Origin of the sequence: Caballeronia sp. GAFFF1 (assembly GCF_023630705.1) — a bacterium.
Classification (GTDB): domain Bacteria; phylum Pseudomonadota; class Gammaproteobacteria; order Burkholderiales; family Burkholderiaceae; genus Caballeronia.
Genome location: NZ_JALQEM010000018.1, coordinates 174,738 through 199,504, shown reverse-complemented (window position 1 = coordinate 199,504; position 24,767 = coordinate 174,738). Strand labels below are relative to the sequence as shown.

The window sequence follows — 24,767 nt, the reverse complement described above, 5'->3', positions numbered from 1 at the left end:
GCAACGACATGAACTTGGACAATCAGGTAGCTATCGTCACGGGCGCGTCGCGCGGCATCGGTCGAGCCATTGCGCTGGAACTGGCTCGTCAGGGCGCGACGGTCATCGGCACGGCCACGAGCGAAAGCGGCGCGGCGGGCATCAGCGAAGCGCTGGCGCAGGCGGGCGGCAAGGGCCGCGGCGCGGTGCTGAACGTGAACGACGCCGCAGCGGCCGACGCGTTCATCGATGCCACGGTGAAGGAGTTCGGCGGCCTCAACGTGCTCGTGAACAACGCGGGCATCACGAAAGATCAGCTCGCGATGCGCATGAAGGATGACGAATTCGACGCCGTCATCGACACGAACCTGCGCGCGGTGTTCCGCCTGTCGCGCGCCGTTCTGCGCCCGATGATGAAGGCGCGCGGCGGCCGCATCATCAACATCACGTCGGTGGTGGGCTCGTCGGGCAATCCCGGTCAGGCGAACTACGCGGCGGCCAAAGCCGGCGTCGCGGGGATGACGCGGGCGCTGGCGCGCGAGATCGGCAGCCGCGGCATTACCGTGAACTGCATTGCTCCGGGTTTTATCGACACCGACATGACGAAGGTGCTGCCGGAAGAGCAGCGCACCGCGCTGACCGCGCAGATTCCGCTCGGACGGCTGGGCAGTCCGGAAGACATCGCCCATTCGGTGGCGTTCCTGGCGTCGCCGTTTGCCGGTTACATCACGGGCACGACGCTGCACGTGAACGGCGGCATGTACATGTAATAGGCATTTCGCCGAATATCGCTTAATATCCGCGCGGCAGACGGGCGCGCAAAATGCTCTTACCGGCATGCGCGCCCCGTACAGCGCGGCAGCAACGAACGATGCGGGCCGTCTGCCAGCGCCTTGATGAAGCGCAGCAGGCGGCGAAGCACGGAACTGACGCGCCGTATTTTGCGGGTACAAACCTGATAAAATGCGCGCACTCGTATTCTTGAACTTTTATTCCCTCGGAGGGCTGCATGGACAACATCGAACAGCGCGTGAAGAAGATCGTCGCCGAACAACTGGGCGTGGCGGAAGCCGAAATCAAGAACGAAGCGTCGTTCGTGAACGATCTGGGCGCTGACTCGCTCGACACGGTGGAACTGGTGATGGCGCTGGAAGACGAGTTCGGCATGGAAATCCCCGATGAAGAAGCCGAGAAGATCACCACGGTTCAGCAAGCGATCGACTACGCTCGCGCCAACGTCAAGGCCTAAGGCCGGACGCGCCAGCGACCCGTCGCTCTTCGAGCTTGAAGCATCGTCGCTGCAAAGACCGATTTAACAGCCACAGGGCACACAGGGCGGTTTCCTGTGGCCGCTGTGGCTTTTGCTTTTCGTCATTCTATGGATAAGGGGTTAACGTGAGCCGTCGTCGAGTTGTTGTTACAGGCCTTGGGCTCGTTTCGCCTGTCGGCAATACCGTTGCCGACGGCTGGGCCAATCTGGTGGCGGGCAAGTCGGGCATCGCCAACATCACGAAGTTCGACGCCGCGAACTTCTCCACGCGTTTCGCGGGCGAGGTGAAGGGCTTCAACATCGAAGACTACATGCCCGCCAAGGAAGCGCGCCACATGGATACCTTTATCCATTACGGCTTCGCGGCAGGCGTTCAGGCAATGCAGGACAGCGGCCTTACGATTACCGACGAAAACGCGGAGCGCGTGGGCGTCGTGGTCGGCTCGGGCATCGGCGGGCTGCCGATGATCGAAGTCACCCAAACCGAGCTGCTCAATCGCGGTCCGCGCCGCATTTCGCCGTTCTTCGTGCCCGCGTCGATCATCAACATGATTTCCGGCCATCTGTCGATCCGCTTCGGCCTGAAGGGCCCGAATCTGTCGATGGTTACGGCGTGCACCACCGGCCTGCACTGCATCGGTGAAGCGTCGCGTCTCATCGAATACGGCGACGCCGACGTGATGGTCGCGGGCGGCGCGGAAGCGACGGTTTCCCCGCTCGGCATCGGCGGCTTCGCGGCGGCGCGCGCGCTTTCGCAGCGCAACGACGACCCCGCGACGGCCAGCCGCCCGTGGGACACGGACCGCGACGGCTTCGTGCTCGGCGAAGGCGCGGGCGTCATGGTGCTCGAAGAATACGAGCATGCCAAAGCGCGCGGCGCGAAGATCTACGCGGAAGTGCTCGGCTACGGCATGAGCGGCGACGCTTACCACATGACCGCGCCGCCCGAAGACGGCGACGGCGGCCGCCGCGCGATGATCAACGCGCTGAAGAACGCGAAGGTCAATGCGGACCAGGTCAACTACGTGAACGCGCACGGCACGTCCACGCCGCTTGGCGACATCGCGGAAACCATCGGCATCAAGCGGGCGCTCGGCGATCACGCGAAAAGCGTCGTCGTGAACTCCACGAAGTCCATGACCGGGCATCTGCTCGGCGGCGCGGGCGGGCTGGAGTCGGTGTTCACCGTGCTGGCCGTGCATCATCAAATCTCGCCGCCGACCATCAACATCTTCAATCAGGACCCGCAGTGCGACCTGGATTACTGCGCGAACACGGCGCGGGAAATGAAGATCGACGTGGCGGTGAAGAACTCGTTCGGCTTCGGCGGCACGAACGGCTCGCTCGTCTTCAAGCGTCACTAAAGCACGGCGCGCTCGTCGAGATGGGGGACACGATGACGGGCGCGCATGTGAATCGGCCGCATGGGGAAGCGGGCACACCGCCGCGCATCCCCATGCGGCCTTCGCGTCTTCTGCTCGGGGCGCTCATCGGTTTTGTCGTTCTGGCGGACGCGGCCGTCTTCCGGGCGGTCCTTGCGCAATTCGGGCCGCTTCACGCGACCGTGGCCGCGCTCGCGTGTCTAGCGTTCCTCGCGCGCGCGGGCGTGCGTTGGACGCTGCGCCAACCGGCCGCCATCGCCCTGCACGCGGACGGCCTCACGGTGTGGAACCGAGCGGGCGAGGCGCACTACCGGCGCATCGTCGGCTGCGCGCAATGGGGCGTGGTCGTTGCGCTTACGTTGTCATCGGAGAAAGGCAGGCCGCGGGCGCTTCTCGTGGCAGCGGATTCCATCGATTCCGACACCTTCCGCCAGCTTGTCGTCCGCGCCCGCCGCGCGGCGAGCGCCTACCTGTAACGACTGTAACGGTCGATGAGCATCCGGGATAACGCGAAGTCCGTGACGCTACAATACCCGTCCGCGCAACAGCCCCAAGTCAAACGGATTCCCAGGTGAGCGAAAAAGAAATCGACCAAGTACTGGTCGAACGCGTGCAAAAGGGCGACAAAGCCGCGTTCGAACTGCTGGTCGCCAAATACCACCGCAAGATCATTCGACTGATCTCGCGCCTCGTGCGCGATCCCGCAGAAGTCGAGGACGTCGCCCAGGACGCCTTCATCAAGGCCTACCGCGCGCTGCCGCAGTTTCGCGGCGAATCGGCGTTCTACACCTGGCTGTACCGCATTGCCGTCAACACGGCGAAAAACTACCTCGCGACGCAGGGACGCCGCGCTCCCACTTCTACCGAAGCAGATGCGGAAGAAGCGGAAACTTTCTCCGACGCCGACCAACTAAGGGATATCAACACGCCCGAGTCGATGTTGATGAGCAAGCAGATCGCTCAAACGGTCAATGCTGCGATGGCGCTGCTGCCCGAGGAATTGCGCACTGCCATCACGCTCCGGGAAATCGAAGGATTGAGTTACGAGGAAATCGCGGAGATGATGGACTGCCCGATCGGCACCGTCAGATCGAGAATTTTCCGTGCTCGGGAAGCCATTGCGGCAAAATTGCGTCCGTTGTTGGACACACCCGAAGGCAAACGCTGGTAAGACGGCTAAAACTTCGGGACAGGGACGCGATATCTGGGTTAGGTGGTGTCACTACGGCTGGTTTCGAAGGATTGGGGAGCATCATGGGGTCGGTCTCGATGCAGGCGCAGGGAAATTCGCAGGCAAGCTCGCGCGGGGAGCGCATGTCGGCGTTCGTCGACGGTGAATCGCTCGGCGAAATCGGAAACATCGGTCAGTTCCTGGCGGAACTGTCCAGCGAGGACCGCGCGGCGTGGTCCGACTATCACCTGATCGGCGACGCGCTGCGCTCCGACGATCTCGCCGAAAGCCCGGCGCGCGGCCGCGCGTTCATGGCGTCGTTCGCTGCGCGCTTCGAGGCCGAAGCGCACGTGCTGGCGCCAGCGGCCCTGCCTGCGGCATCGGCGCAAAAGACGCGCAACGGCATGCTGCGCAGGCGCGTGGTTCCGGCGTTCGCGGTGGCCGCCGCCGCGGCCACGCTCGCGTGGATCGTCGTGCCGCAGATGCAGGGCGTCGGCGTGCATTCGGGCGCGCAAGTGGCGAGCGTCGCGCAGCCGGATTCGGTGCAGCGTGTCGCGCTGGCGTCGGTGCCGGCCGTGACCACCGCCGCGCCGGTCGTCGAGGCGAACATCATCCGCGACGCGAATCTCGATCAATACCTCGAAGCGCATCAGCAGTTCTCGCAGCAGCCTGCGATGCCCGGCGCCATGCCACTGATTCGCGCGGCGGTGGCAACGCAGAGCCAATAACTGAAGGCAGGTGTGCGGTTGACTAAAACTAGATATTGGGGGCGGCTGCCGGCATTGATGGTTTGCGCAGCCGCGTTGTTGTGCGCGGCATCCGCATCGTTCGCTGACAGTGGCCACGCGCCGGATCGCAAAACCGCCGCCAACCTGCTCAACCGCATTCAGGAAGCGGCCCAGCAGCAGAACTACGAAGGCACCTTCCTTTATCAGCGCGGCGCGACGGTGCAGTCGTCGCGCATCACGCACGTCGCCACCCACGGCGACGGCGACTACGAATCGCTCGAAAGTCTCGACGGCGCGCCGCGCCGAATGCTGCGCCACGACGACGACATGCTCACGTTCGTGCCGGAGCGGCATCTGCTCGTCATGGAACATCGGCAAAGCAAGGATTCGTTTCCGTCGCTGCTCGCCACGAGCGGCGATCAGGTGCTCGCAGTGTACGAGCCGAAGCTGCTCGGCACGGACCGCGTCGCCGGCATCGAGAGTCAGGTGATCGAGCTCGATCCGAAAGATTCCTATCGTTTTGCCTACAAGCTGTGGGCTGACGCGAAGACCGGTCTCTTGCTGCGCGCGCAGACGCTCGATCCGGACGGCCAGGTGCTCGAACAGCTTTCGTTCTCGCAGGTCCGTATCGGCGGAGCAATCGATAAAGCCTCGATCGCGAACGGCATGCGCGCCACGGCGGGCTGGAACGTCGTGCGCCCGCCGGTGCAGCCGGTCGACTTGCAGGCGCAGGGCTGGCAGATCAAGCCGACCATCCCCGGCTTCAGGCTGATCCGCGAACTTCGCCGGCCCATGGCGTCGAGCGAGCAGGGCCAGCCGCCGATTCCGGTCGATCAGGCGGTGTTCTCGGACGGCCTTGCCGCGATTTCCGTGTTCGTCGAGCCGATCGAAAAGAATTCCCGCAAGGAAGGCGCGGGCAATAACGGCGCGACGCATGTGCTCGTGAAGCGTCGCGGCGATTTCTGGATTACTTTGCTGGGTGAAGTGCCGCAAGCCACGTTGCAGCAATTCGCTTCTACCATAGAATACAAGCCTTCCAAGTAATCGAATCCCTCGGCCTTCCATCCATGAGCAATTACTCGCTGCGCAAGTTCATCGCGGCCGCGGCGCTCGCCGTGTGCCTGCCGTTCATCTCGCACGCGGCGGCGGCAGCGCCCACGGTGAATCTGCCGGACTTCACCTCGCTCGTCGACAAGGTCGGGCCTTCAGTCGTGAACATCCGCACGACCTCGCGCGTCGGCTCGTCGGGCGAAATGCGCGGCTTGCCGCCGGGCCTCGACGAAGGCGACATGTCGGAGTTCTTCCGGCGCTTCTTCGGCATTCCGATGCCGGGACAGCCGGGCTCGCCGCGCGGCAACGGCGGTGGCGGTGGCGGTGGCGGTGGCGGCGGTGGTGGTGGTGGCGGAGGCGATCAGGGCAAGGGCGGCAGCCGCAGCCTCCCGCCCGATGACAGTCAGGACAACTCGGAGCAGAGCAGCGGCGTCGGCTCGGGCTTCATCCTCTCGACCGACGGCTACGTGATGACCAACGCGCACGTCGTCGACGACGCGGACACCATCTACGTCACGCTCACCGACAAGCGCGAGTTCAAGGCGCGGCTCGTCGGCGTCGACGAGCGCACGGACGTCGCGGTCGTGAAGATCAGCGCGTCGAACCTGCCGGCCATCACCATCGGCGATTCGAACAAGGTGCGCGTCGGCGAATGGGTGCTCGCCATCGGTTCGCCGTTCGGGCTCGACAACACGGTGACGGCGGGCATCGTCAGCGCCAAGGGCCGCGACACGGGCGACTACCTGCCGTTCATCCAGACCGATGTCGCGGTGAATCCCGGCAACTCGGGCGGTCCGCTCATCAACATGGCGGGCGAAGTCATCGGCATCAATTCGCAGATTTATAGCCGCACCGGCGGCTTCATGGGCATTTCGTTCGCGATTCCGATCGACGAGGCGATGCGCGTGGCGGATCAACTGAAGACGTCGGGGAAGGTCACGCGCGGGCGCATTGCGGTTGCAATCGGCGAAGTGACGAAGGACGTGGCCGATTCGCTCGGCTTGCCGAAGGCGCAGGGAGCGCTCGTCAGCAGCGTCGAGGCGGGCGGTCCGGCCGACAAGGCGGGCATCCAGCCGGGCGACATCATTCTCAAGTTCAACGGCGCGAACGTGGACACGGCGACCGACCTGCCGCGCATGGTCGGCGACAGCAAGCCGGGCATGAAAGCGACGATCACGATCTGGCGCAAGGGGCAGTCGCGCGATCTGCCGATCACCATCGCGGAAATGCAGCCGGACAAGGTCGCGAAGACCGAGCAGCGCCGCGCGCCGCAGCCGAAGGAGCGCGCGAGCAATTCGCTCGGGCTCGCGGTGAGCGACATTCCGGCCGACCAGAAAAAGGCGCTGAAGCTCAACGGCGGCGTGCAGGTGGATGCCGTCGAAGGGCCGGCGGCGCGCGCGGGCTTCCAGAAGGGCGACATCATCATGCGGATCGGCGACACGGACATCACCAGCGCGAAGCAGTTCGAATCGGTCGCGCAGGGTCTGGACGCGAGCAAGATGGTCGCGGTTCTCGTGCGCCGTGGCGACAACACGCAGTTCGTCCCGCTGCGCCCGCGCGTGCCGGCGCAGAAGTGACGGCCGCGCGATGAGGGCAGACCACGCCGCGCATTTCATGCTGTACGGGCGCGCGTGGTGCCATCTGTGTGAAGACATGCGCGCCGAACTGGAGCCCATCGCGCAACGCTTCGGCGTGGCGATCGAGTGGATCGATATCGACGACGATCCGCTGCTGGAGGCGCGCTACAACGAGCGCGTCCCGGTGCTGATGCTGGATGGCGCCGAGGTGTGCGAGCACCGGCTCGACGCGAATGCCGTCCTGGCGGCGCTCGCCTCGCGCCGTTCATAGGCTGCCGAACGCCGAAAACGCCTGTCCACCCCCTTTTCGGCTAAAATGCAGAAGTTTTCCCCCAAATTTTCAAGGCGTGCTCCGCATGTGTGAGGGCGCGCCTTTTTCGCTTGATCGGCACTGAATGAATCATATTCGTAACTTTTCGATCATTGCGCACATCGATCACGGCAAGTCCACGCTTGCGGACCGCATCATCCAGTTGTGCGGCGGGCTGTCCGATCGTGAGATGGAAGCGCAGGTGCTCGATTCGATGGACCTGGAACGCGAGCGCGGCATCACGATCAAGGCGCAGACGGCGGCGCTCACCTACAAGGCGCGCGACGGCCAGGTCTACAACCTCAATCTGATCGATACCCCCGGACACGTCGACTTTTCGTACGAAGTCAGCCGTTCGCTTTCCGCTTGCGAAGGTGCGCTGCTCGTCGTCGACGCGAGCCAGGGCGTCGAGGCACAGACCGTTGCGAATTGCTACACGGCAATCGAACTGGGCGTCGAAGTCGTGCCGGTGCTGAACAAGATCGACTTGCCGGCCGCGAATCCGGAGAACGCGATCGCCGAGATCGAAGACGTGATCGGCATCGACGCGACGGACGCCGTGCATTGCAGCGCGAAGACCGGCCTCGGCGTGGAAGACGTGCTCGAATCGCTGATCGCGAAAGTGCCGCCGCCGAAGGGCGATCCGGACGCGCCGCTGCAGGCGCTGATCATCGACTCGTGGTTCGACAACTACGTCGGCGTCGTGATGCTCGTGCGCATCTTCAACGGCACGCTGAAGCCGAAGGACAAGATCAAGATGATGGCGACCGGCGCTCAATATCCGGTCGAGCATCTCGGCGTGTTCGCGCCCAAGTCGACGAACCTGTCGCAACTGTCGGCGGGTCAGGTCGGCTTTGTGATCGCGGGCATCAAGGAACTGACGGCCGCGAAGGTCGGCGACACGGTGACCGTCGCGAATCGTCCGGCCGCCGAGCCGCTGCCAGGCTTCAAGGAAGTGAAGCCGCAGGTTTTCGCCGGGCTGTATCCGGTCGAAGCGAATCAATACGACGCGCTGCGCGAATCGCTCGAAAAGCTGAAGCTCAACGACGCCTCGCTGCAATTCGAGCCGGAAGTCTCGCAGGCGCTGGGCTTCGGTTTCCGTTGCGGCTTCCTCGGCCTTCTGCACATGGAGATCGTGCAGGAACGGCTGGAGCGCGAATTCGACATGGACCTGATCACCACCGCGCCGACGGTGGTGTACGAAGTCGTCCAGCGCGACGGCAGCACCATTCAGGTCGAGAACCCGGCGAAGATGCCGGAGCCGTCGAAGATCGAGGAAGTGCGCGAGCCGATCGTCACGGTGAATCTGTACATGCCGCAGGAGTATGTCGGGTCCGTCATCACGCTCTGCACCAACAAGCGCGGCCAGCAGATCAACATGCAGTACCACGGCCGTCAGGTGCAGTTGACCTACGAAATTCCGATGGCGGAAATCGTGCTCGACTTCTTCGACCGCCTGAAGTCGACCTCGCGCGGCTACGCGTCGATGGATTACGAGTTCAAGGAATACCGCGCGGCGGATGTCGTGAAGGTGGACATGCTCATCAACGGCGACAAGGTCGATGCCTTGTCCGTCATCGTTCACCGCTCGCAAAGCCAGAGCCGCGGCCGCGAAGTCGCGTCGAAGATGCGCGAACTGATTCCGCGCCAGATGTACGACGTGGCGATTCAGGCGACCATCGGCTCGAACATCATCGCGCGGGAAAACATCAAGGCGCTGCGCAAAAACGTGCTCGCGAAGTGCTATGGCGGCGACATCACGCGCAAGAAGAAGCTGCTCGAAAAGCAGAAGGCGGGCAAGAAGCGCATGAAGCAGGTCGGCTCTGTCGAGATTCCGCAAGAGGCTTTCCTCGCCATCCTGCGCGTGGACGAGTGACGTTCGCGCGCCGCCGGGCGCAGAACAACAACCGACGATAACAACCGGAAGCGATTGATGAATTTCGCATTGATTCTCTTGATCCTCGTCGTGGTGACGGGTATTGCATGGGTGCTGGACAAACTGGTGTTCGTCAAACAGCGCCGTCGCGCGGCGGACACCGCCGTGGCCGAGTTCGACCGCCAGCAGGAACGCGTCGGCGAGCGTTTTGCCGATGAAAACGCCGATGAAACCCGCGCGCGCCTGCGCAACGAGGCGCTGCGCCAGCCGTGGTGGCTCGAATACACGGCGAGCTTCTTCCCGGTGATTCTCGCGGTGTTCGTCGTGCGCTCGTTCATCGTCGAGCCGTTCAAGATTCCGTCCGGGTCGATGGTGCCGACGCTGCTCGTCGGTGACTTCATCCTCGTGAACAAATACGAGTACGGCCTGCGCCTGCCGATCAGCAACACGAAGCTGACGCAAGGCAAGCCGCTCACGCGCGGCGATGTGGTCGTGTTCCGCTATCCGAAAGACGAATCGGTCGACTACATCAAGCGCGTGATCGGCCTGCCGGGCGATACCGTCGCGTACGAAAACAAGCAGCTTACGATCAACGGAAAGCCGGTGCCGGAAACGCCGCAGCCGGACTACTTCGACGACGAGCGCATCGGCTACGCGAAGCAATTCATCGAAGATCTCGACGGCCGCAAGAACGCCATCCTCAACAATCCGCAAGTGCCGCCGTTCGTCGTCGGCGCGGACGACTTTCCGTACCGCGACAACTGCGTCTACAACGCGCAAGGCGTGACGTGCAGGGTGCCGCCGGGCCACTACTTCATGATGGGCGACAACCGCGACAACAGCGCCGACAGCCGCTACTGGGGCTTCGTGCCGGACAACAACATCGTCGGCCGCGCGTTCTTCATCTGGATGAACTTCAGCAACCTGAAGCGCATCGGCTCCTTCGAGTGATCCATCGCGGTGCCGCCGCGCTCGCGTCGACACTGCTTCGAAACGGCGTGAAGAAGCGCGGCTAAGACCGTCTCGCCACGCGTTTTCCCGGCTCGCCGGGCGGAATCGGCCGCCCGCGCGGGCGCGTTATACTCTGTCCATGCCATCTTCTCCGTTGGAAAGCCGGCTGCAGTACGAATTTCGCAATGCGGAATTGCTGCGCCAGGCGATGACCCACCGCAGTCACAGCGCCACGCACAACGAACGGCTCGAATTTCTCGGCGACTCCGTTCTCAATTGCGTGGTGGCGGCGCTTTTGTTCCAACGATTCAGCAAGCTCGACGAAGGCGATCTCTCCCGCGTGCGGGCGAATCTCGTCAAACAGCAGTCGCTTTACGAAATCGCGCAGGCGCTCAACGTCTCCGAAGGCTTGCGTCTGGGCGAGGGCGAATTGCGCAGCGGCGGCTTCCGGCGCCCGTCGATTCTGGCGGACACGCTCGAAGCGATCTTCGGCGCGATCTTCCTCGACGGCGGCTTCGACGCCGCGTTCGCCGTCATCAAGCGTCTCTACACGCCGGTGCTGGATCACATCGATCCGCGCACCATCGGCAAGGACGCCAAGACGCTGCTTCAGGAATATCTGCAGGGCCACAAGATCGCGCTGCCGACTTACACCGTGGTCGCCACTCACGGGGCCGCGCACAACCAGCAGTTCGAAGTCGAATGCTCGGTGCCCAAGCTCGACGTGAAAGTGTCCGGCTCCGGCGCGAGCCGGCGCGCGGCGGAACAGGCCGCGGCCAAGAAGGCGCTCGATGAAGTCATGGCTGCGGCACCCACGCTCGGCGTGAAGCCGAAGCGCAAGGGCGCGCGCGCCGCCAAGCTCGCGCAGGTGGAAGTGGTGCCGGGCGTGACCGGCGTGCAGGCCGCGCTCGACTTGCGCTCGCCGGAGCGCCGCGAGCGCGATCGTCAGCGCAACCATTCCGCCGATGGGAGCGCGTCCGCCGAGCAGACGCCCGCCGCGCCGCTTGCCGTCATTCGGGCAACGCACGTCGAGCCGTCCGCCGCGTCATACGCAGCCGCTGAGAAATCGGAGCGGCACGTCATTCATCGCCCGGAGAAGGCGGTGAAGAGCGAAGCGGCGCAAACGCCGGATGCCAGCGCCGGCAGCGCGCCGCCCGCCGACGACGGGCGCAGCACCGCCAGCGACGACGCCCCGGCCAGCCGCGTCGTGCGCGCCGCCGACGCCGGCCACTGACGCGCCTTCAGCCGCACATGCGCCATCGCGCCCTCGCAACATCGCGCTCAACGAACCTTCGCCGCACATCACTATGAACGCTCCCACATCTCCCGGTTTCCGCTGCGGCATGGTCGCCATCGTCGGCCGGCCCAACGTCGGCAAGTCGACGCTCATGAACGCGCTCGTCGGCCAGAAGGTGAGCATCACGTCGCGCAAGGCGCAGACGACGCGCCATCGCATTACCGGCATCAACACGGTCGACGACGCGCAGTACATCTTCGTCGATACGCCCGGCTTCCAGACGCGTCACAGCGGGGCGCTCAACCGCTCGCTGAATCGCGCGGTGACGTCCACGCTGACGTCGGTCGATGCAATCCTGTTCGTGATCGAAGCCGGCCGCTTCGGTCCGGACGACGAGAAGGTGCTCGACCTGATTCCGGCCGGCACGCCGACGCTTCTGATCGCGAACAAGCTCGACCGCGTCGGCGACAAGGATTCGCTCTTTCCGTTCATGCAGCAGATGTCCGCGCGGCGCGACTTTCGCGAAATCGTGCCGCTCTCGGCGAAAAATCCGGACGACATCAAGCGCCTCATGTCGGTCGTGAAGCCGTATCTGCCGGAAGGCGAGCCGATTTACGGCGAGGACGATCTGACCGACCGCAGCGAGCGCTTCCTCGCAGCCGAAATTCTGCGCGAGAAAGTGTTCCGCTGGACCGGGGACGAACTGCCGTACACCAGCACCGTGCTTATCGACAAGTTCGAGACCGAAGGGCGCCTGCGCCGCGTGTTTGCGACGATTCTCGTAGAACGCGACGGCCACAAGGCGATGATCATTGGCCAGAAGGGCGCGAAGCTCAAGCAGATCAGCACCGAGGCGCGGCTCGACATGGAAAAGCTCTTCGACGGTCCCGTGTATCTGGAAACCTTCGTCAAGGTGAAAAGCGGCTGGGCCGACAACGAAGCGGGCCTGCGCGCGTACGGCTACGAGTGAGGCCCGGACGACGCTCATGGACGCCGGCTCGAACGACGCGTGGATGACCCCGCCCGCCGACGATCGTCCCGAGGACGACATCGGCGCGAGCGAGCGCCCGGCGCCGAAGCGGCGGCGGGCGTCGTCGTCCGCCGCTGCCGGAACGAGCGGCACGGGCACCGGCGCGCAACGCCCGCGCCCGCGCTCCGACTTTCGCGTCAGCGAGCAGCCGGGCTTCGTGCTGCATAGCTATCCGTATCGCGAGACGAGTCTCATCATCGACGTGTTCTCGCGCGATCACGGGCGCATTGCGCTCGTCGCCAAGGGCGCGAAGCGGCCGCATTCCGCGCTGCGCGGCGTGCTGCAAACCTTCCAGCCGCTCGGCCTTTCGTGGACCGGCAAGGGCGAAGTCCGCACGCTGACCACCGCCGAATGGGTCGGTGGCATGCTGCCGCTGCGAGGCGACGCGCTGCTGTGCGGCTTCTACGTCAACGAACTGCTCGTCAAGTTCTGCGCGCGCGAGGACCCGCATCCCGCGCTCTTCAATCACTACGTGCTCACGCTGTCGCGGCTCGCGCACGATGAACCCGCCATTCAGGTATTGCGCTCGTTCGAACGCGTGCTGTTGCGCGAAACCGGCTACGCGATGGCGCTCACGCGCACTGTGGCGCGCCAGGCCGTGCTGCCCGAAGGCCGCTATACCTTCGATCCCGAGCGCGGCGTGCGCGAAGCCTCCGACGATCTTCCCGCGCAATGGCCGGTCATCGCGGGCCAGACGTTGATCGACATGGAGCGCGACGACTACACGAGCCCGCAGACCGGCGCGCAGAGCAAGACGCTGATGCGCTTTCTGCTCAACTACCATCTGGGCGGCGCGCCGCTCGCCACCCGTCAGATTCTGATCGACCTGCAAAATCTATGAGCTTCTTTCTCTCATCGCCCGCGAGCGTGATCGATCTCGGCGTGAACATCGATCACGTCGCCACGCTGCGCAACGCACGCGGCACGTCGTATCCCGATCCGATTCGCGCCGCGCTCGCCGCCGAAGAAGCGGGCGCGGACGCCATCACGCTGCATCTGCGCGAGGATCGCCGTCATATCGTCGATGCCGACGTGCGCACGCTGCGTCCGCTTCTGAAAACGCGCATGAATCTGGAATGCGCCGTCACGCGCGAAATGCTCGATATCGCGTGCGAAATCAAGCCGCACGATGTCTGCCTCGTGCCGGAAAAGCGCCAGGAATTGACAACCGAAGGCGGACTCGACGTCGCCGGCCAGTTCGAAGCGGTGAAGGCCGCGTGCGCGCAGCTCGCGGGCGCGGGCAGCCGCGTGTCGCTTTTCATCGATCCCGACGAGACGCAGATTCGCGTGGCGAAGGAAGCCGGCGCCCCGGTCATCGAACTGCATACCGGTCGCTATGCCGAAGCGCACGACGAAGCCGAACAGCAGCGCGAATTCGAGCGCGTCGCGAGAAGCGTCGAGTTCGGCAATTCGCTCGGCCTGAAAGTAAACGCGGGCCACGGGCTGCATTACACCAACGTGCAGCCGATCGCCGCGCTGGATGGCATCGTCGAATTGAACATCGGGCACGCAATCGTCGCGCACGCGATCTTCGCGGGCTGGGACAACGCGGTGCGCGAGATGAAAGCGATCATGGTCGCTTCGCGTCTCGCCGCGCAGACGAAGCGTTAAGCACAGCCATGGCGATCTACGGAATCGGCACGGACCTCGTGCAAGTTAGCCGCGTCGCGGGCGTCATGGAGCGCACCAACGGGCGCTTCGCCGAGAAAGTGCTCGGCCCGGACGAACTGCGCATCTATCACGCGCGGCGCGCGCGCTCCGAAGTGCGCGGGCTCGCGTTTCTCGCCACGCGCTTTTCCGCGAAGGAAGCGTTCTCGAAGGCGATCGGCCTCGGCATGCGCTGGCCCATGACCTGGCGCGCGCTGCAAACGCTCAACGAGCCGAGCGGCAAGCCGGTGATCGCGGCATCGGGCGAACTGGCCGAATGGCTCGCCCAACGCGGCATCACGGCGCAAGTGACGCTCAGCGACGAGCGCGACTACGCGGTGACGTTCGTTATCGCGGAAATCGCGGACAAGGCGTAACCACGCCGAATCATCACACTCACATCACAACAAGAAGCCAATTGAATCCGATGAAACGCATTCCCGGCCCCGTCATGTTCGACGTCGCCGGCACGACGCTCAACGACGCGGATATCGAGCGCCTTTCGCATCCAATGACGGGCGGCATCATTCTCTTCGCGCGGCATTTTCAGGACCGCGCGCAACTGGTCGCGCTCACCGACGCGATCCGCGCGGTGCGCGACGACATTCTGATCGCGGTCGATCACGAAGGCGGGCGCGTGCAGCGTTTTCGCGCTGACGGCTTCACGGTGCTGCCCGCGCCGGGCAAGCTCGGCGCGTTGTGGGACCGCGATGTTCTGGCCGCGAGCAAGGCGGCGACGGCGTTCGGTTATGTGCTGGCTTCCGAACTGCGCGCGTGCGGCATCGACATGAGCTTCACGCCGGTGCTCGATCTGAACTACGGGCAATCGCAGGTGATCGGCGACCGCGCGCTGCATAGTGATCCGCGCGTGGTGACGATGCTCGCGAAGAGCCTGAATCACGGTCTTGCGCTCGCCGGCATGGCGAACTGCGGCAAGCATTTTCCGGGGCATGGCTTCGCGGCGGCGGACTCGCATGTCGCGTTGCCGACGGATGATCGCACGCTCGACGAGATTCTCGCCGCGGACGTGCGTCCGTACGACTGGCTCGGGCTGTCGCTCGCGTCGGTCATTCCGGCGCACGTCATCTACACGCAGGTCGACGACAAGCCCGCCGGTTTCTCGCGCATCTGGCTGCAAGACATTCTGCGTGGCAAGCTCGGCTTCAACGGCGCCATTTTCAGCGACGATCTCTCGATGGAAGCCGCCCGCGCGGGCGGCACGCTCACCGAAGCCGCGACGGCCGCGCTCACGGCGGGTTGCGACATGGTGCTGATCTGCAATCAGCCGGAAGAGGCGGGCAAGGTGCTGGAACAGTTGCGCTTCACGCCGACGAAAGCTTCGCAGCAGCGCATCAAGCAGATGCGTCCGCGCGGCAAGGCGCTGCGCTGGAGCAAGCTGCAAAGCCAGCCGGAGTATCAGGCTGCGCGCCAGCTCGTGAAAACCGCGCTGGGCTGAACGGCTCGCCCGAATGACAAAACGCCACGGCACTTGCTTGCCGTGGCGTTTTCATTTGGCGACTCGCGCCGCTTTACGACGATTCCAGCTTCATGCGCTGAAGCTTGTTATAGAGCGTCTTGGGACTGATACCGAGCAGCGTCGCCGCCCGATGCCGCGTGCCGCCCACCGCTTCGAGCGTCGCGCGAATCAGCATGTCCTCGACATCGGCGAGCGCGGTGCCCACCGTCACCTGCACGCTGCTGCCGTTTAGCCCGCGTCCGCCGATTCCGCCCGGCTCGTCGACGCGCAACGTCTCGATGGTCTCGCCCGACGCGTGATACGCGCGGCGCACGCGCTCGCGCATTTCGCGCACATTGCCCGGCCATTCGTTCGCGAGACATTCGCGCAGGAAAGCCGGGCTGATGCGCTTGGGCGACCCGCTCGTGATGCCCGCGATGTGATTCTCGCGGTTCAGTTCGTCGACGAACTGCTCGGCCATGAGCGCGATGTCGTCGTCGCGTTCGCGCAGCGGCGGCAAGACGATGGACGACGCCGACAGGCGCTGGAACAGGTCTTCGCGCAGCGCGCCGCTCGACACTGCATCGCGGGCCGGCGCGCGCAACGCGGCGATCAGGCGGAAGTCCGTCATGATGCGATTGCTGCCGCCGACGCGCATGAACGTCTGCGAGTCCAGCGCGCGCAAGAGCGCTTCCTGCTGCGCCGCGGGCAGCGAGTCGATCTGATCGAGGAACAGCGTGCCGCCGCCCGCTTGTTCGAGCAGGCCTGGCTCACGGTTTTCCGCGCCGGCGAACGCGTTGCGCTCATGGCCGAAGAGGACGCTGTCCATCGAACGGTGCGCGCCTTCTTCGCGGATCGTCGAGCAATCGAAGCTGATGAACGGCCCCTTGCGACGGCGGCTCAGCTGATGGATCGTGTGCGCCGCGAGCTTCTTGCCGGTGCCCGGCTCACCGCTGATGAGCACGGCGGCTTCCGTCGGCGCGGTGTGCTCGATCTGGTCGTAGACGTGCTGCATCGGCACGCTGCGTCCGAGCATGTCGCCGAAATGGCCCAGCTCGCGCAGCGTCGAGCGCAGCGCCTGCACTTCTTCCGTCAGCTCGTAAGGACGCGGAATGCGCGCCAGAAGGCTGCGCAGACGCGGAATGTTGACGGGCTTCAGCAAGTAATCCCAGATGCCGTGGCGCAGACCTTCGATCGCGCTTTCGACCGTCGCATTGCCCGTCATCACGATAACGGGGAGCGCGCCGTCGGGCGGTTGCGAAGGCAAGCTCGGCAAGAGGTCGAGGCCGCTGCCGTCGGGCAGGTTCAGGTCGATCAGCACGACGTCCGGAATGAAGCGCGTCAATGCGGAACGAGCTTCAGCGAGCGTCGTCGCGGTGTCGACCGAGAAGCCGTCGGCGGACAAGATCGCGGACAGGCCGGAAAGGCTATTGGGATCGTCTTCGACAATCAGAGCGTGTGGCATGGCAGACACAACGTATCAAAATGGACTGTAATTGCCGTTGCCGCATGCGTCGCCAGGCGAGGGCGGCGCTTGAAACTCGGGCGCTCGTGGGCGGGCTGCGGCGTCTCGTCCCGGTCGAACGTCGGATCGGCGTGGCATCCCGCTGCGGTTTTCTTTTTGTCCTGCGATTGGATGGGGCTATTGCGTCATTGCGGCTTCACGTGCAGATCGTTGTTGACGGATTGCACCCCCGACACGCTGCGAGTTACTGCGACGGCCTTCCGAATCTGTTCCTCCGAGTTCACGTTTCCGGACAGCACCACGACGCCGCGATACGTCGACACACTTACCGCGAGCGACTTCAATCCCGGGTCGGCCAAGAGCGCCGTTTTCACGCGCGCGGTCACCGAGGCATCCGACGCGTAATCTCCGGCGGACTCGGTGGTTGGTGACGACGCGCATGCCGCCACGAGCAAGGCGGGCAAAGCGAGCGTCGCGACGATCACCCATCGGCCGACGAGAGAGGGCGAGTTGCGCATGTCGTGTTGTTTAGTCCGTATCAAGCAAACTTAGCAGAAACTATGCCAAGCGCTTATTGCCGAACTGCCGTTCAAACGCGCGCTTGATTTCTCAGGGAAAAGGGGCGCGAAGAACAGGCGTACAGAGCGCGCAACAACCACAACAGTTGCAACAATGACCGGTAAAGTTTGCCTGAAATTGTCAAAAACTTCATGCAAAAGAAAAAGCGCCCGCGATGGGGCGCTTTTTTGTGACAGCGGCTGGAGGCGGTTTCGGAACCGCCGCCCCGCGTGCGGCGCAAGGGCGTAATCGTTACGTCTTACGCGCGGCTGCGGTACTCGTTCGTGCGCGTGTCGATTTCGATCTTGTCGCCGATGTTGCAGAAGAGCGGCACTTGCAGTTCGAAGCCGGTGTGCAGCTTGGCGGTCTTCAGCACCTTGCCCGACGACGTATCGCCCTTGACCGCCGGTTCCGTGTAGACGATCTCGCGAACCAGCGTGGTCGGCAGTTCGACCGAGATGGCCTTCTCGTTGTAGAACACGACTTCGCACGCCATGCCGTCTTCGAGGTAGTTGAGCGCGTCGCCCATCATTTCGGCTTCGACTTCGTACTGGTTGTAGTCGGCGTCCATGAACACGTACATCGGGTCGGCGAAGTACGAATACGTCACTTCCTTGCGGTCGAGCACGACGACATCGAACTTGTCGTCCGCCTTGTAGACGGTTTCCATGCCCGCGTTCGTCAGCAGGTTCTTGAACTTCATCTTCACGACCGCTGCGTTACGGCCGGACTTGTTGTATTCGGCGCGCTGCACGACCATGGCATCGTTGCCGATCATGACGACGTTGCCGACGCGGAGTTCTTGTGCGGTCTTCATAAAACTGGATCCTTACGAATGAATATGGCCAAGACTTGGCTAATTGGTGTTGATAGTGGCTGATCGGATTCGCGGCGCTGTCAGAACGTTTTCGTCATGGGCCGCGACAGATTCGCGCGACGGAAAGCGGCTTGCTCATCGGATAACCGCTTATTTTAACTGAGTTTTTGCTTATTTGGCGAGCCGGGAGGACGCCGCGCCCGCTTCCGTGCGATACGGCAGACGGCGCTCTGGCCCGCGTCACGCCGCCATGCGGGCACTCACATGCGAGACCAGATTGCCGGTCAGATCGCCCACGCTCGCCAGTTCATCCGCCCAGGCAGAAGCCCGCGACTCGAAATTGCCCCGATGCCGCCAGAAGTCCGCCCAGTCCGGCGTGCCCGCGCCGTTCCATGCGTGCCAGAAGCGGCTGATCGACTGCTCCGCCGCTGGCGACAGGCCGCGGGTGATGTGCGCGAGCGCGGCATCGAGTTTCGGCAGATGCGCGTCGTCGGCCTGCGGATAGATCTGCCAGACGAAAGGCTTTCGCGCCCACTGCGCGCGCACGAACGAGTCTTCGCCGCGCACGAAGTTGATATTGGACGCCCACAGCAGTTCGTCGAAACGCGGTTGTTCGACGAACCCGAGCGAGTGCGCCTGAAGCGCGCCCGCCCGCGCCGATGTGCCCGCCGCGAACCTGGGCAGCCCGAAGAAACGCGCGAGCGCGCCGGAAATGCGGCCTTCGGGCACAAGAAGAACGATGGGCGCCGCGCCGTCGCGCCATTGCGCGAGTAGCGCATCGACGGCGGGATTTTCGTACGCGAAGAGGGAAACGACCGTCGAGCCGTCGTCCGGACGCGCAATGCCCACGCGTTCTCGCCACCACGCCGCTGCATCGAAGCGCGTGCGCGCGGTGTCGAGATCGCGCTCCTTCAACACGCCACCCGTGCCCGCGCCGAGGCCCGGAAAGAAGAAGGTCTTGTCGAGCGGATAGCGCGGATGCGGCGAGGGCCGCAGATGGAAGTCCGCGACCCAGTCCTCGCCGCTCAGATATTCGAGATTGATCCACACGGGCTTGCGCTCGCGCCGCGCCATCGCCGCGATGTACGCGTGCGGCAGCTCGCACGCGAAGGCCTCGACGACGACATCCGCGATCTCGATCGTATCGCCGGCGTGCGCCGGCTCTCGCCAGTGCTCGATGACGACGCCCGCAGCCTCCTGCCGCGCGAGCGACGCATCCACGGCGGGGCAGAGCGCGTGAAACACCGCGAGGTCATCGACGAAAAGCCGCACGCGCCAGCCATATTCCGCGCGCAATTGACGCGCGAGCCGCCAGCACACGCCGATATCGCCGAAGTTGTCGACGACCGCGCAGAAGATGTCGCAGGCGAATTCCGCACAGGAGGATGTCGTGGAGGCGGTGGACATGGCAAGAGGGCGGTCGGCGGGACCGCGCCGTAATGATCTAAACTGGCGATTCTAAGATACCGTCCGCCCCACGGCTCGCCGCCGCCCTTGTCCCTTCGCGCTTCGTCGCGATATTCGCTGCATGACTCAGACCGACGCCCCCGAATCCCATTTCGACCCGAAGAAGACGCTCGCGCAACTGCCGCATCTGCCGGGCGTGTACCGCTATTACGACGGCGACGGCAACGTGCTCTACGTCGGCAAGGCGCGCAATCTGAAAAAGCGCGTGTCGAGCTACTTCACGAAGACGCTGCATTCGCCGCGCATCGCGATGATGGTCACGCGCATCCGCAAGATCGAGACGACGGTGACGCGCTCGGAAGCCGAAGCGCTGCTGCTCGAAAACAATCTGATCAAGGCGCTCGCGCCGCGCTACAACATCCTGTTTCGCGACGACAAGTCGTATCCGTTCCTCAAGCTCACCGGTCATCAGTTTCCTCGCATGGCGTACTACCGTGGCGCGGTGGACAAGAAGAACCAGTATTTCGGGCCGTTTCCGAGCGCGTGGGCCGTGCGCGAGAGCATCCAGATTCTGCAGCGCGTGTTTCAGTTGCGCACGTGCGAGGACTCGGTGTTCAGCAACCGCACGCGTCCGTGTCTCCTGCATCAGATCGGGCGATGCACCGCGCCCTGCACCGGCCTCATCACCGAGGAGGATTACGCTCGCGACGTGGCGAACGCGTCGCGCTTTCTGCTTGGGCGGCAGGGCGAGGTGATGAAGGAACTGGAGCAGAAGATGCACGCGTTTGCCGCCGACCTCAAGTTCGAGCAGGCAGCGGCCGTGCGTAACCAGATGAGCTCGCTCTCGACCGTGCTGCATCAGCAGGCGATCGAAGTCGGCAGCGACAGCGACGTGGACATCCTCGCGGTCGTCGCGCTGGGCGGCAAGGTGTGCGTGAATCTCGCGATGGTGCGCGGCGGGCGGCATCTGGGCGACAAAGCGTATTTCCCGGCGCATGTGGAGAGCGCGGTGGCGCTCGGCGGTGACGAAGACGACATCGAGGATGGAGAGCCGGGGGAAGTGGCGGTCGAAGGCGACGTTGGCGCGGATGTGGAAGTGTCGGCGAGCGTGGAAGCGAGCGCGAACTCTGACATGAACGCCGACGCCAACGCCGAAGCCGAAGCCGAAGCGGAGATCGAAGCCGAAGCGCCACCCGACGCCAGCGCAGAGACAAAAGCCACCCCGGAACCGCGCGAAGGCACCCTCGAATCCGAAGTGCTCGAAGCCTTCATGGCGCAGCATTACATCGGCAATCGCGTGCCGCCGGTGCTGATCGTGACGCATGCGCCGAGTCGCGAACTCGTCGATCTGCTTATCGAACAGGCGGGGCACAAGGTCGCGCTCCTGCGTCAGCCGCAGGGTCAAAAGCGCGTATGGCTTTCGATGGCCGAGCAGAACGCGAAGCTCGCCCTCGCGCGACTGCTCTCCGAGCAGGGCTCGCAGCAAGCACGCACGCGCTCGCTGGCGGAAACGCTCGGACTCGACATGGACGATCTCGCGCTGATGCGCATCGAATGTTTCGACATCAGCCACACGATGGGCGAGGCGACGCAGGCGTCGTGCGTCGTCTATCACCATCACAAGATGCAGACGGGCGAATACCGCCGCTACAACATCAACGGCATCACGCCCGGCGACGACTACGCCGCGATGCGCCAGGTGCTCACGCGCCGCTACGAGAAGATGGTCGCGCAGGCGGCCGCCAACGCGAACGAGGAAGCGGCGGCCCTGCAACCCGAAGACGCCGCCGATCCGAACGTCACGCCCGATGCCGCGCCCGCGGTCGCGGCGGGCGGCACGCTGCCGAACATCGTGCTGATCGACGGCGGGAAGGGGCAGGTCGAGATCGCGCGGCAGGTGTTCTCCGAACTCGGGCTGGATCACGGCATGCTCGTCGGCGTGGCGAAAGGCGAAGGGCGCAAGGTCGGCCTGGAGACTTTAATCTTCGCGGACGGGCGGCCGGCGCTCGAACTCGGCAAGGAAAGCGCCGCGCTGATGCTCGTCGCGCAGATTCGCGACGAAGCCCACCGCTTCGCGATCACCGGCATGCGGGCGAAGCGCGCGAAGGCGCGTCAGACGTCGCGCCTGGAGGAACTGGAAGGCGTCGGCGCGAAACGGCGTCAGCGGCTGCTGTCGCGCTTCGGCGGATTGCGCGGCGTGCAGGCGGCGAGCGTCGAAGACCTGGCGAGCGTCGAAGGCATTTCGCTTGCGCTCGCGCAGCAGATTTACCGGCAGTTGCATTGACGAGCTCCGCCGCGCGGCCCGCTGCGAGCCGCGCCGCGCGGGGCGCGCGCCTTGTGAGCGGGAGAGCGACACGGCACAATGGCGGCTCCCTTACATGTCCTTCACTCGCTGATCGCCCATGCCGTTCAACTTACCGATCTTTCTGACGTGGTTGCGAATCGTGCTGATTCCGCTCGTCGTGGGCGTGTTCTATCTGCCGGACATGATGTTGAGCCTGGACCATCGCAATCTGCTCGCGATGATCATCTTCGTGCTCGCCGCGCTCACCGATTGGTTCGACGGCTTTCTCGCGCGCAAGCTCGATCAAACCTCAGCGTTCGGCGCGTTCCTCGATCCGGTCGCGGACAAACTGATGGTGACGGCCGCGCTCCTCGTGCTCGTGCAGCTTTCGCGTCTGAACGCGGTGATCGCGCTCGTGATCGTCGGCCGGGAGATCACCATTTCGGCGCTGCGCGAATGGATGGCGCAGATCGGCGCATCGAAGAGCGTGGCAGTGAATTCGCTCGGCAAGTTCAAGACCGTCTGCCAGATGGTCGCCATTCCGATGCTGCTGTTCTACGGCCCGCTGCGCATCGCGGGCACGCAGTGGGTCATGGATACGCGCGTGTGGGGCTTGTGGCTCATCGACGTCGCGGCCTTTCTCACCGTCTGGTCGATGCTGTACTACATGAAGCTCGCGTGGCCGCAGATCCGGGAGCGCGGCGGCATGTTGTGAGGCGGTGTCGCAATGCAAGAACGAGATGCAAAAAACTGCGTCGAATGCGCATAAATGGCTGGCGAGGCAGTTGACAGGCGGCTTTTCCTTCTACATAATCTCGTTTCTCTGATGCGCGACGCAAAGCAGCAAGCGAGGCGGTCAGGAAGGAAGTCCATGCGGGAGTAGCTCAGTTGGTAGAGCGCAACCTTGCCAAGGTTGAGGTCGCGAGTTCGAGACTCGTCTCCCGCTCCAGTCAAAGGGGAAGCAACGCTTCCCTTTTTGTTTGGTGAGTCAGCCGGCGTCGTTCGACCGGCGCGCACCACACCGCTTTCGGCGCGATAGCAAAGCGGTTATGCAGCGGCCTGCAAAGCCGTTTAGACCGGTTCGACTCCGGTTCGCGCCTCCACTTGAAAAGCCCTGACCCGTCAGGGCTTTTTCTTTATCCGCGCTTCATTCGACACCGATTCAACCGGCCGCGCGGCATAATCGCAGAACGCCCGTGCGATCCGATACTTATTCCCATGACCGACCGACTCACCGACATTCAATGGCGCTGGAAGCCCTTCGACGACCTGACGCCCGCTGAAGTCTACGACATGCTCGCCGCCCGCAGCGCGGTGTTCGTCGTCGAGCAGAATTGCGTGTATGGCGATATCGACGGGCTCGATACGAACGCGTGGCATCTGCTGGCTTACGGGGAAGGGGGCAAGCGTCCGCGCCTGGCAGGCTATCTGCGCGTGCTGCTGCCGGGCAATCCGGACGCTAGCGAGAAAGACGTGCGCATCGGCCGCGTGCTGACGACCGTCGGCTTTCGCGGCATCAAGCTCGGCAACGCCATGCTCGAACGCGCGCTGAAACACATCCTCGAACAATGGCCCGACGAGCCCATCAGCCTGCACGCGCAGGCGCACTTGCAACGGTTCTACGGCGCATTCGGCTTCGTGCCCTCGTCGGGCGTGCATGACGAAGACGGCATCCCGCATGTCTGGATGCGCCGTCCCGGCTTCGGCTCATGAGGCCGTCGCGCGCACCGGCTTGACCGGCGTCGCGCGCTCCTGACGCAGCCGCGAGCGCGCCGACAGCCGCAGCCAGTGGCGCAGCGCGATCAACGCGCCGATCACGCTCATCATCGAGCCGGGAATCCACAGTAACAGACCGCCGATCTGCTGATCGCGCATCGGCGTGATCCAGGTGAACGCGCGCCCGCAGATCGAATAGATCGGATACAGCTCGTGCGGCGTGAAGAAGATAAACGCGCCGAGAATGATCTGCGGCGGAATCGCGGCGATCACGACGAGAATGCGTCGTCCCGGCGCGAGCCGAGCGGGCGGCGCGGGCCGCGGGTCCAGCACGAGCCACCAGAACAGCAGCCCGTCGATCACCATGCTCCAGTTCATCACGCGATAGAGCCGGGCATCGAGCATCGCCTTGAAGTGGATAGGCGACAGCAGCCAGAAGTAGATCAGCCCGACGAACAGCAGCACGGCGACGGCCGGATTGAACACGATATCGAAGAACATGCGCGCCGCTCGCGTTTCGGTGAGCGGGCGCAGCCAGCGTTGCCGCCACGCGAACGGCACTCCGGCGCGCAGCGCCGCGCCGGGATACGACAGCGCGATCAAGAACGGCCCGAGGTGATGCAGCACCAGATGTTGCAGCCGATGCATGAAGAACTCGTGCTCGAAGAAGTAATCGAGCCGCGTGTGCAGCGCCATGTACAGCGCGCCCAACCCCAGCCAGAACGCAATGTGCCGCGAGATCGACACCCGCGCATGCCGCGCGCCGCGCACGAACAGAATTGCGGCGACGAGCACGGCGATCACGACCGTCGGCGACGGCTCCCACGGGTCGAGCCAATACAGGAGCGTGCCCATG

General features: G+C 64.3%; 25 protein-coding genes and 2 tRNA genes. 22 read left to right on the top strand and 5 right to left on the bottom strand.

Annotation, left to right across the window (positions count from 1 at the left end; genetic code table 11):
- Positions 1 to 8 precede the first annotated feature (8 nt).
- The 17 genes from fabG to nagZ all read left to right on the top strand — a co-directional run bounded on the left by fabG (position 9) and on the right by nagZ (position 15,664).
- Positions 9 to 749 (top strand): 3-oxoacyl-ACP reductase FabG, encoded by a 741-nt coding sequence (fabG, locus tag NCR37_RS09280; RefSeq protein WP_250472730.1) that lies wholly within the window; start codon positions 9 to 11, stop codon positions 747 to 749.
- A 239-nt stretch (positions 750 to 988) separates the two neighbouring features.
- Positions 989 to 1,228 carry an acyl carrier protein gene (gene acpP, locus NCR37_RS09275; RefSeq protein ID WP_004197638.1) on the top strand — a complete coding sequence of 80 codons (240 nt, stop codon included), beginning with the start codon at positions 989 to 991 and terminating at the stop codon, positions 1,226 to 1,228.
- A 146-nt stretch (positions 1,229 to 1,374) separates the two neighbouring features.
- Positions 1,375 to 2,613: a beta-ketoacyl-ACP synthase II gene (gene fabF / locus NCR37_RS09270; protein ID WP_250472729.1), complete on the top strand. Its 1,239-nt coding sequence runs from the start codon at positions 1,375 to 1,377 to the stop codon at positions 2,611 to 2,613.
- Between the two features lie 20 nt (positions 2,614 to 2,633).
- Positions 2,634 to 3,107 (top strand): protein YgfX, encoded by a 474-nt coding sequence (locus NCR37_RS09265; protein WP_250472728.1) that lies wholly within the window; start codon positions 2,634 to 2,636, stop codon positions 3,105 to 3,107.
- A gap of 95 nt (positions 3,108 to 3,202) precedes the next feature.
- Positions 3,203 to 3,802, top strand: coding sequence for an RNA polymerase sigma factor RpoE (gene rpoE, locus NCR37_RS09260; protein WP_159836660.1), 600 nt, complete (start codon positions 3,203 to 3,205; stop codon positions 3,800 to 3,802).
- 83 nt (positions 3,803 to 3,885) lie between these two features.
- A complete protein-coding gene (locus tag NCR37_RS09255) occupies positions 3,886 to 4,530 on the top strand; it encodes a sigma-E factor negative regulatory protein (RefSeq protein ID WP_250472727.1) in 645 nt (214 codons plus the stop codon).
- Between the two features lie 57 nt (positions 4,531 to 4,587).
- Positions 4,588 to 5,574 carry a MucB/RseB C-terminal domain-containing protein gene (locus NCR37_RS09250; protein WP_250472836.1) on the top strand — a complete coding sequence of 329 codons (987 nt, stop codon included), beginning with the start codon at positions 4,588 to 4,590 and terminating at the stop codon, positions 5,572 to 5,574.
- A 23-nt stretch (positions 5,575 to 5,597) separates the two neighbouring features.
- Positions 5,598 to 7,157, top strand: coding sequence for a DegQ family serine endoprotease (locus NCR37_RS09245; protein WP_250472726.1), 1,560 nt, complete (start codon positions 5,598 to 5,600; stop codon positions 7,155 to 7,157).
- A 37-nt stretch (positions 7,158 to 7,194) separates the two neighbouring features.
- Positions 7,195 to 7,428: a glutaredoxin family protein gene (locus NCR37_RS09240; RefSeq protein ID WP_250472725.1), complete on the top strand. Its 234-nt coding sequence runs from the start codon at positions 7,195 to 7,197 to the stop codon at positions 7,426 to 7,428.
- 124 nt (positions 7,429 to 7,552) lie between these two features.
- Positions 7,553 to 9,343: a translation elongation factor 4 gene (lepA, locus tag NCR37_RS09235; protein ID WP_244846913.1), complete on the top strand. Its 1,791-nt coding sequence runs from the start codon at positions 7,553 to 7,555 to the stop codon at positions 9,341 to 9,343.
- A gap of 57 nt (positions 9,344 to 9,400) precedes the next feature.
- Complete coding sequence (gene lepB / locus NCR37_RS09230; RefSeq protein ID WP_250472724.1) at positions 9,401 to 10,294, top strand: signal peptidase I; 894 nt, start codon at positions 9,401 to 9,403, stop codon at positions 10,292 to 10,294.
- A 139-nt stretch (positions 10,295 to 10,433) separates the two neighbouring features.
- Positions 10,434 to 11,528: a ribonuclease III gene (gene rnc, locus NCR37_RS09225; protein WP_250472723.1), complete on the top strand. Its 1,095-nt coding sequence runs from the start codon at positions 10,434 to 10,436 to the stop codon at positions 11,526 to 11,528.
- Between the two features lie 73 nt (positions 11,529 to 11,601).
- Positions 11,602 to 12,501: a GTPase Era gene (era, locus tag NCR37_RS09220; protein ID WP_250472722.1), complete on the top strand. Its 900-nt coding sequence runs from the start codon at positions 11,602 to 11,604 to the stop codon at positions 12,499 to 12,501.
- Between the two features lie 16 nt (positions 12,502 to 12,517).
- On the top strand, positions 12,518 to 13,402 hold the full coding sequence (gene recO, locus NCR37_RS09215) for a DNA repair protein RecO (protein WP_250472721.1): 885 nt from the start codon (positions 12,518 to 12,520) through the stop codon (positions 13,400 to 13,402).
- Positions 13,399 to 14,172 carry a pyridoxine 5'-phosphate synthase gene (gene pdxJ / locus NCR37_RS09210; protein ID WP_250472720.1) on the top strand — a complete coding sequence of 258 codons (774 nt, stop codon included), beginning with the start codon at positions 13,399 to 13,401 and terminating at the stop codon, positions 14,170 to 14,172. Before recO ends, pdxJ begins: the two co-directional genes overlap by 4 nt.
- An 8-nt stretch (positions 14,173 to 14,180) precedes the next feature.
- On the top strand, positions 14,181 to 14,585 hold the full coding sequence (acpS, locus tag NCR37_RS09205; protein ID WP_250472719.1) for a holo-ACP synthase: 405 nt from the start codon (positions 14,181 to 14,183) through the stop codon (positions 14,583 to 14,585).
- Positions 14,586 to 14,635: 50 nt separating this feature from the next.
- Entirely contained in the window at positions 14,636 to 15,664 is a 1,029-nt protein-coding gene (nagZ, locus tag NCR37_RS09200; protein ID WP_250472835.1) for a beta-N-acetylhexosaminidase, read from the top strand.
- Between the two features lie 73 nt (positions 15,665 to 15,737).
- Here nagZ and NCR37_RS09195 read toward each other — a convergent pair whose 3' ends face one another.
- The 4 genes from NCR37_RS09195 to earP all read right to left on the bottom strand — a co-directional run bounded on the left by NCR37_RS09195 (position 15,738) and on the right by earP (position 19,911).
- Positions 15,738 to 17,129, bottom strand: coding sequence for a sigma-54-dependent transcriptional regulator (locus tag NCR37_RS09195; RefSeq protein ID WP_175944445.1), 1,392 nt, complete (start codon positions 17,127 to 17,129; stop codon positions 15,738 to 15,740).
- A gap of 185 nt (positions 17,130 to 17,314) precedes the next feature.
- Positions 17,315 to 17,647 (bottom strand): BON domain-containing protein, encoded by a 333-nt coding sequence (locus tag NCR37_RS09190; RefSeq protein WP_250472718.1) that lies wholly within the window; start codon positions 17,645 to 17,647, stop codon positions 17,315 to 17,317.
- Positions 17,648 to 17,946: 299 nt separating this feature from the next.
- The gene (efp, locus tag NCR37_RS09185) at positions 17,947 to 18,504 is read right to left on the bottom strand and encodes an elongation factor P (RefSeq protein WP_175944441.1); all 558 of its coding nucleotides are present in this window, start codon (positions 18,502 to 18,504) and stop codon (positions 17,947 to 17,949) included.
- Positions 18,505 to 18,744: 240 nt separating this feature from the next.
- Positions 18,745 to 19,911, bottom strand: coding sequence for an elongation factor P maturation arginine rhamnosyltransferase EarP (gene earP, locus NCR37_RS09180; protein ID WP_250472717.1), 1,167 nt, complete (start codon positions 19,909 to 19,911; stop codon positions 18,745 to 18,747).
- A 121-nt stretch (positions 19,912 to 20,032) separates the two neighbouring features.
- Here earP and uvrC point away from each other — a divergent pair, with 121 nt between their 5' ends.
- The 5 genes from uvrC (at position 20,033) to NCR37_RS09155 (ending at position 23,908) form a co-directional block, all read left to right on the top strand.
- Positions 20,033 to 22,195: an excinuclease ABC subunit UvrC gene (gene uvrC, locus NCR37_RS09175; protein ID WP_250472716.1), complete on the top strand. Its 2,163-nt coding sequence runs from the start codon at positions 20,033 to 20,035 to the stop codon at positions 22,193 to 22,195.
- Between the two features lie 118 nt (positions 22,196 to 22,313).
- Positions 22,314 to 22,910, top strand: a complete 597-nt coding sequence (gene pgsA, locus NCR37_RS09170) for a CDP-diacylglycerol--glycerol-3-phosphate 3-phosphatidyltransferase (protein WP_250472715.1) — start codon at positions 22,314 to 22,316, stop codon at positions 22,908 to 22,910.
- Positions 22,911 to 23,068: 158 nt separating this feature from the next.
- A tRNA-Gly gene (locus tag NCR37_RS09165) sits at positions 23,069 to 23,144 on the top strand.
- Positions 23,145 to 23,224: 80 nt separating this feature from the next.
- Positions 23,225 to 23,298 (top strand) — tRNA-Cys (locus tag NCR37_RS09160).
- Between the two features lie 115 nt (positions 23,299 to 23,413).
- Positions 23,414 to 23,908, top strand: a complete 495-nt coding sequence (locus NCR37_RS09155) for a GNAT family N-acetyltransferase (protein WP_250472714.1) — start codon at positions 23,414 to 23,416, stop codon at positions 23,906 to 23,908.
- Here NCR37_RS09155 and NCR37_RS09150 read toward each other — a convergent pair.
- Positions 23,903 to 24,766 (bottom strand): cytochrome c oxidase assembly protein, encoded by an 864-nt coding sequence (locus NCR37_RS09150; RefSeq protein WP_250472713.1) that lies wholly within the window; start codon positions 24,764 to 24,766, stop codon positions 23,903 to 23,905. The genes NCR37_RS09155 and NCR37_RS09150 overlap by 6 nt on opposite strands.
- Position 24,767: the final 1 nt, after the last annotated feature.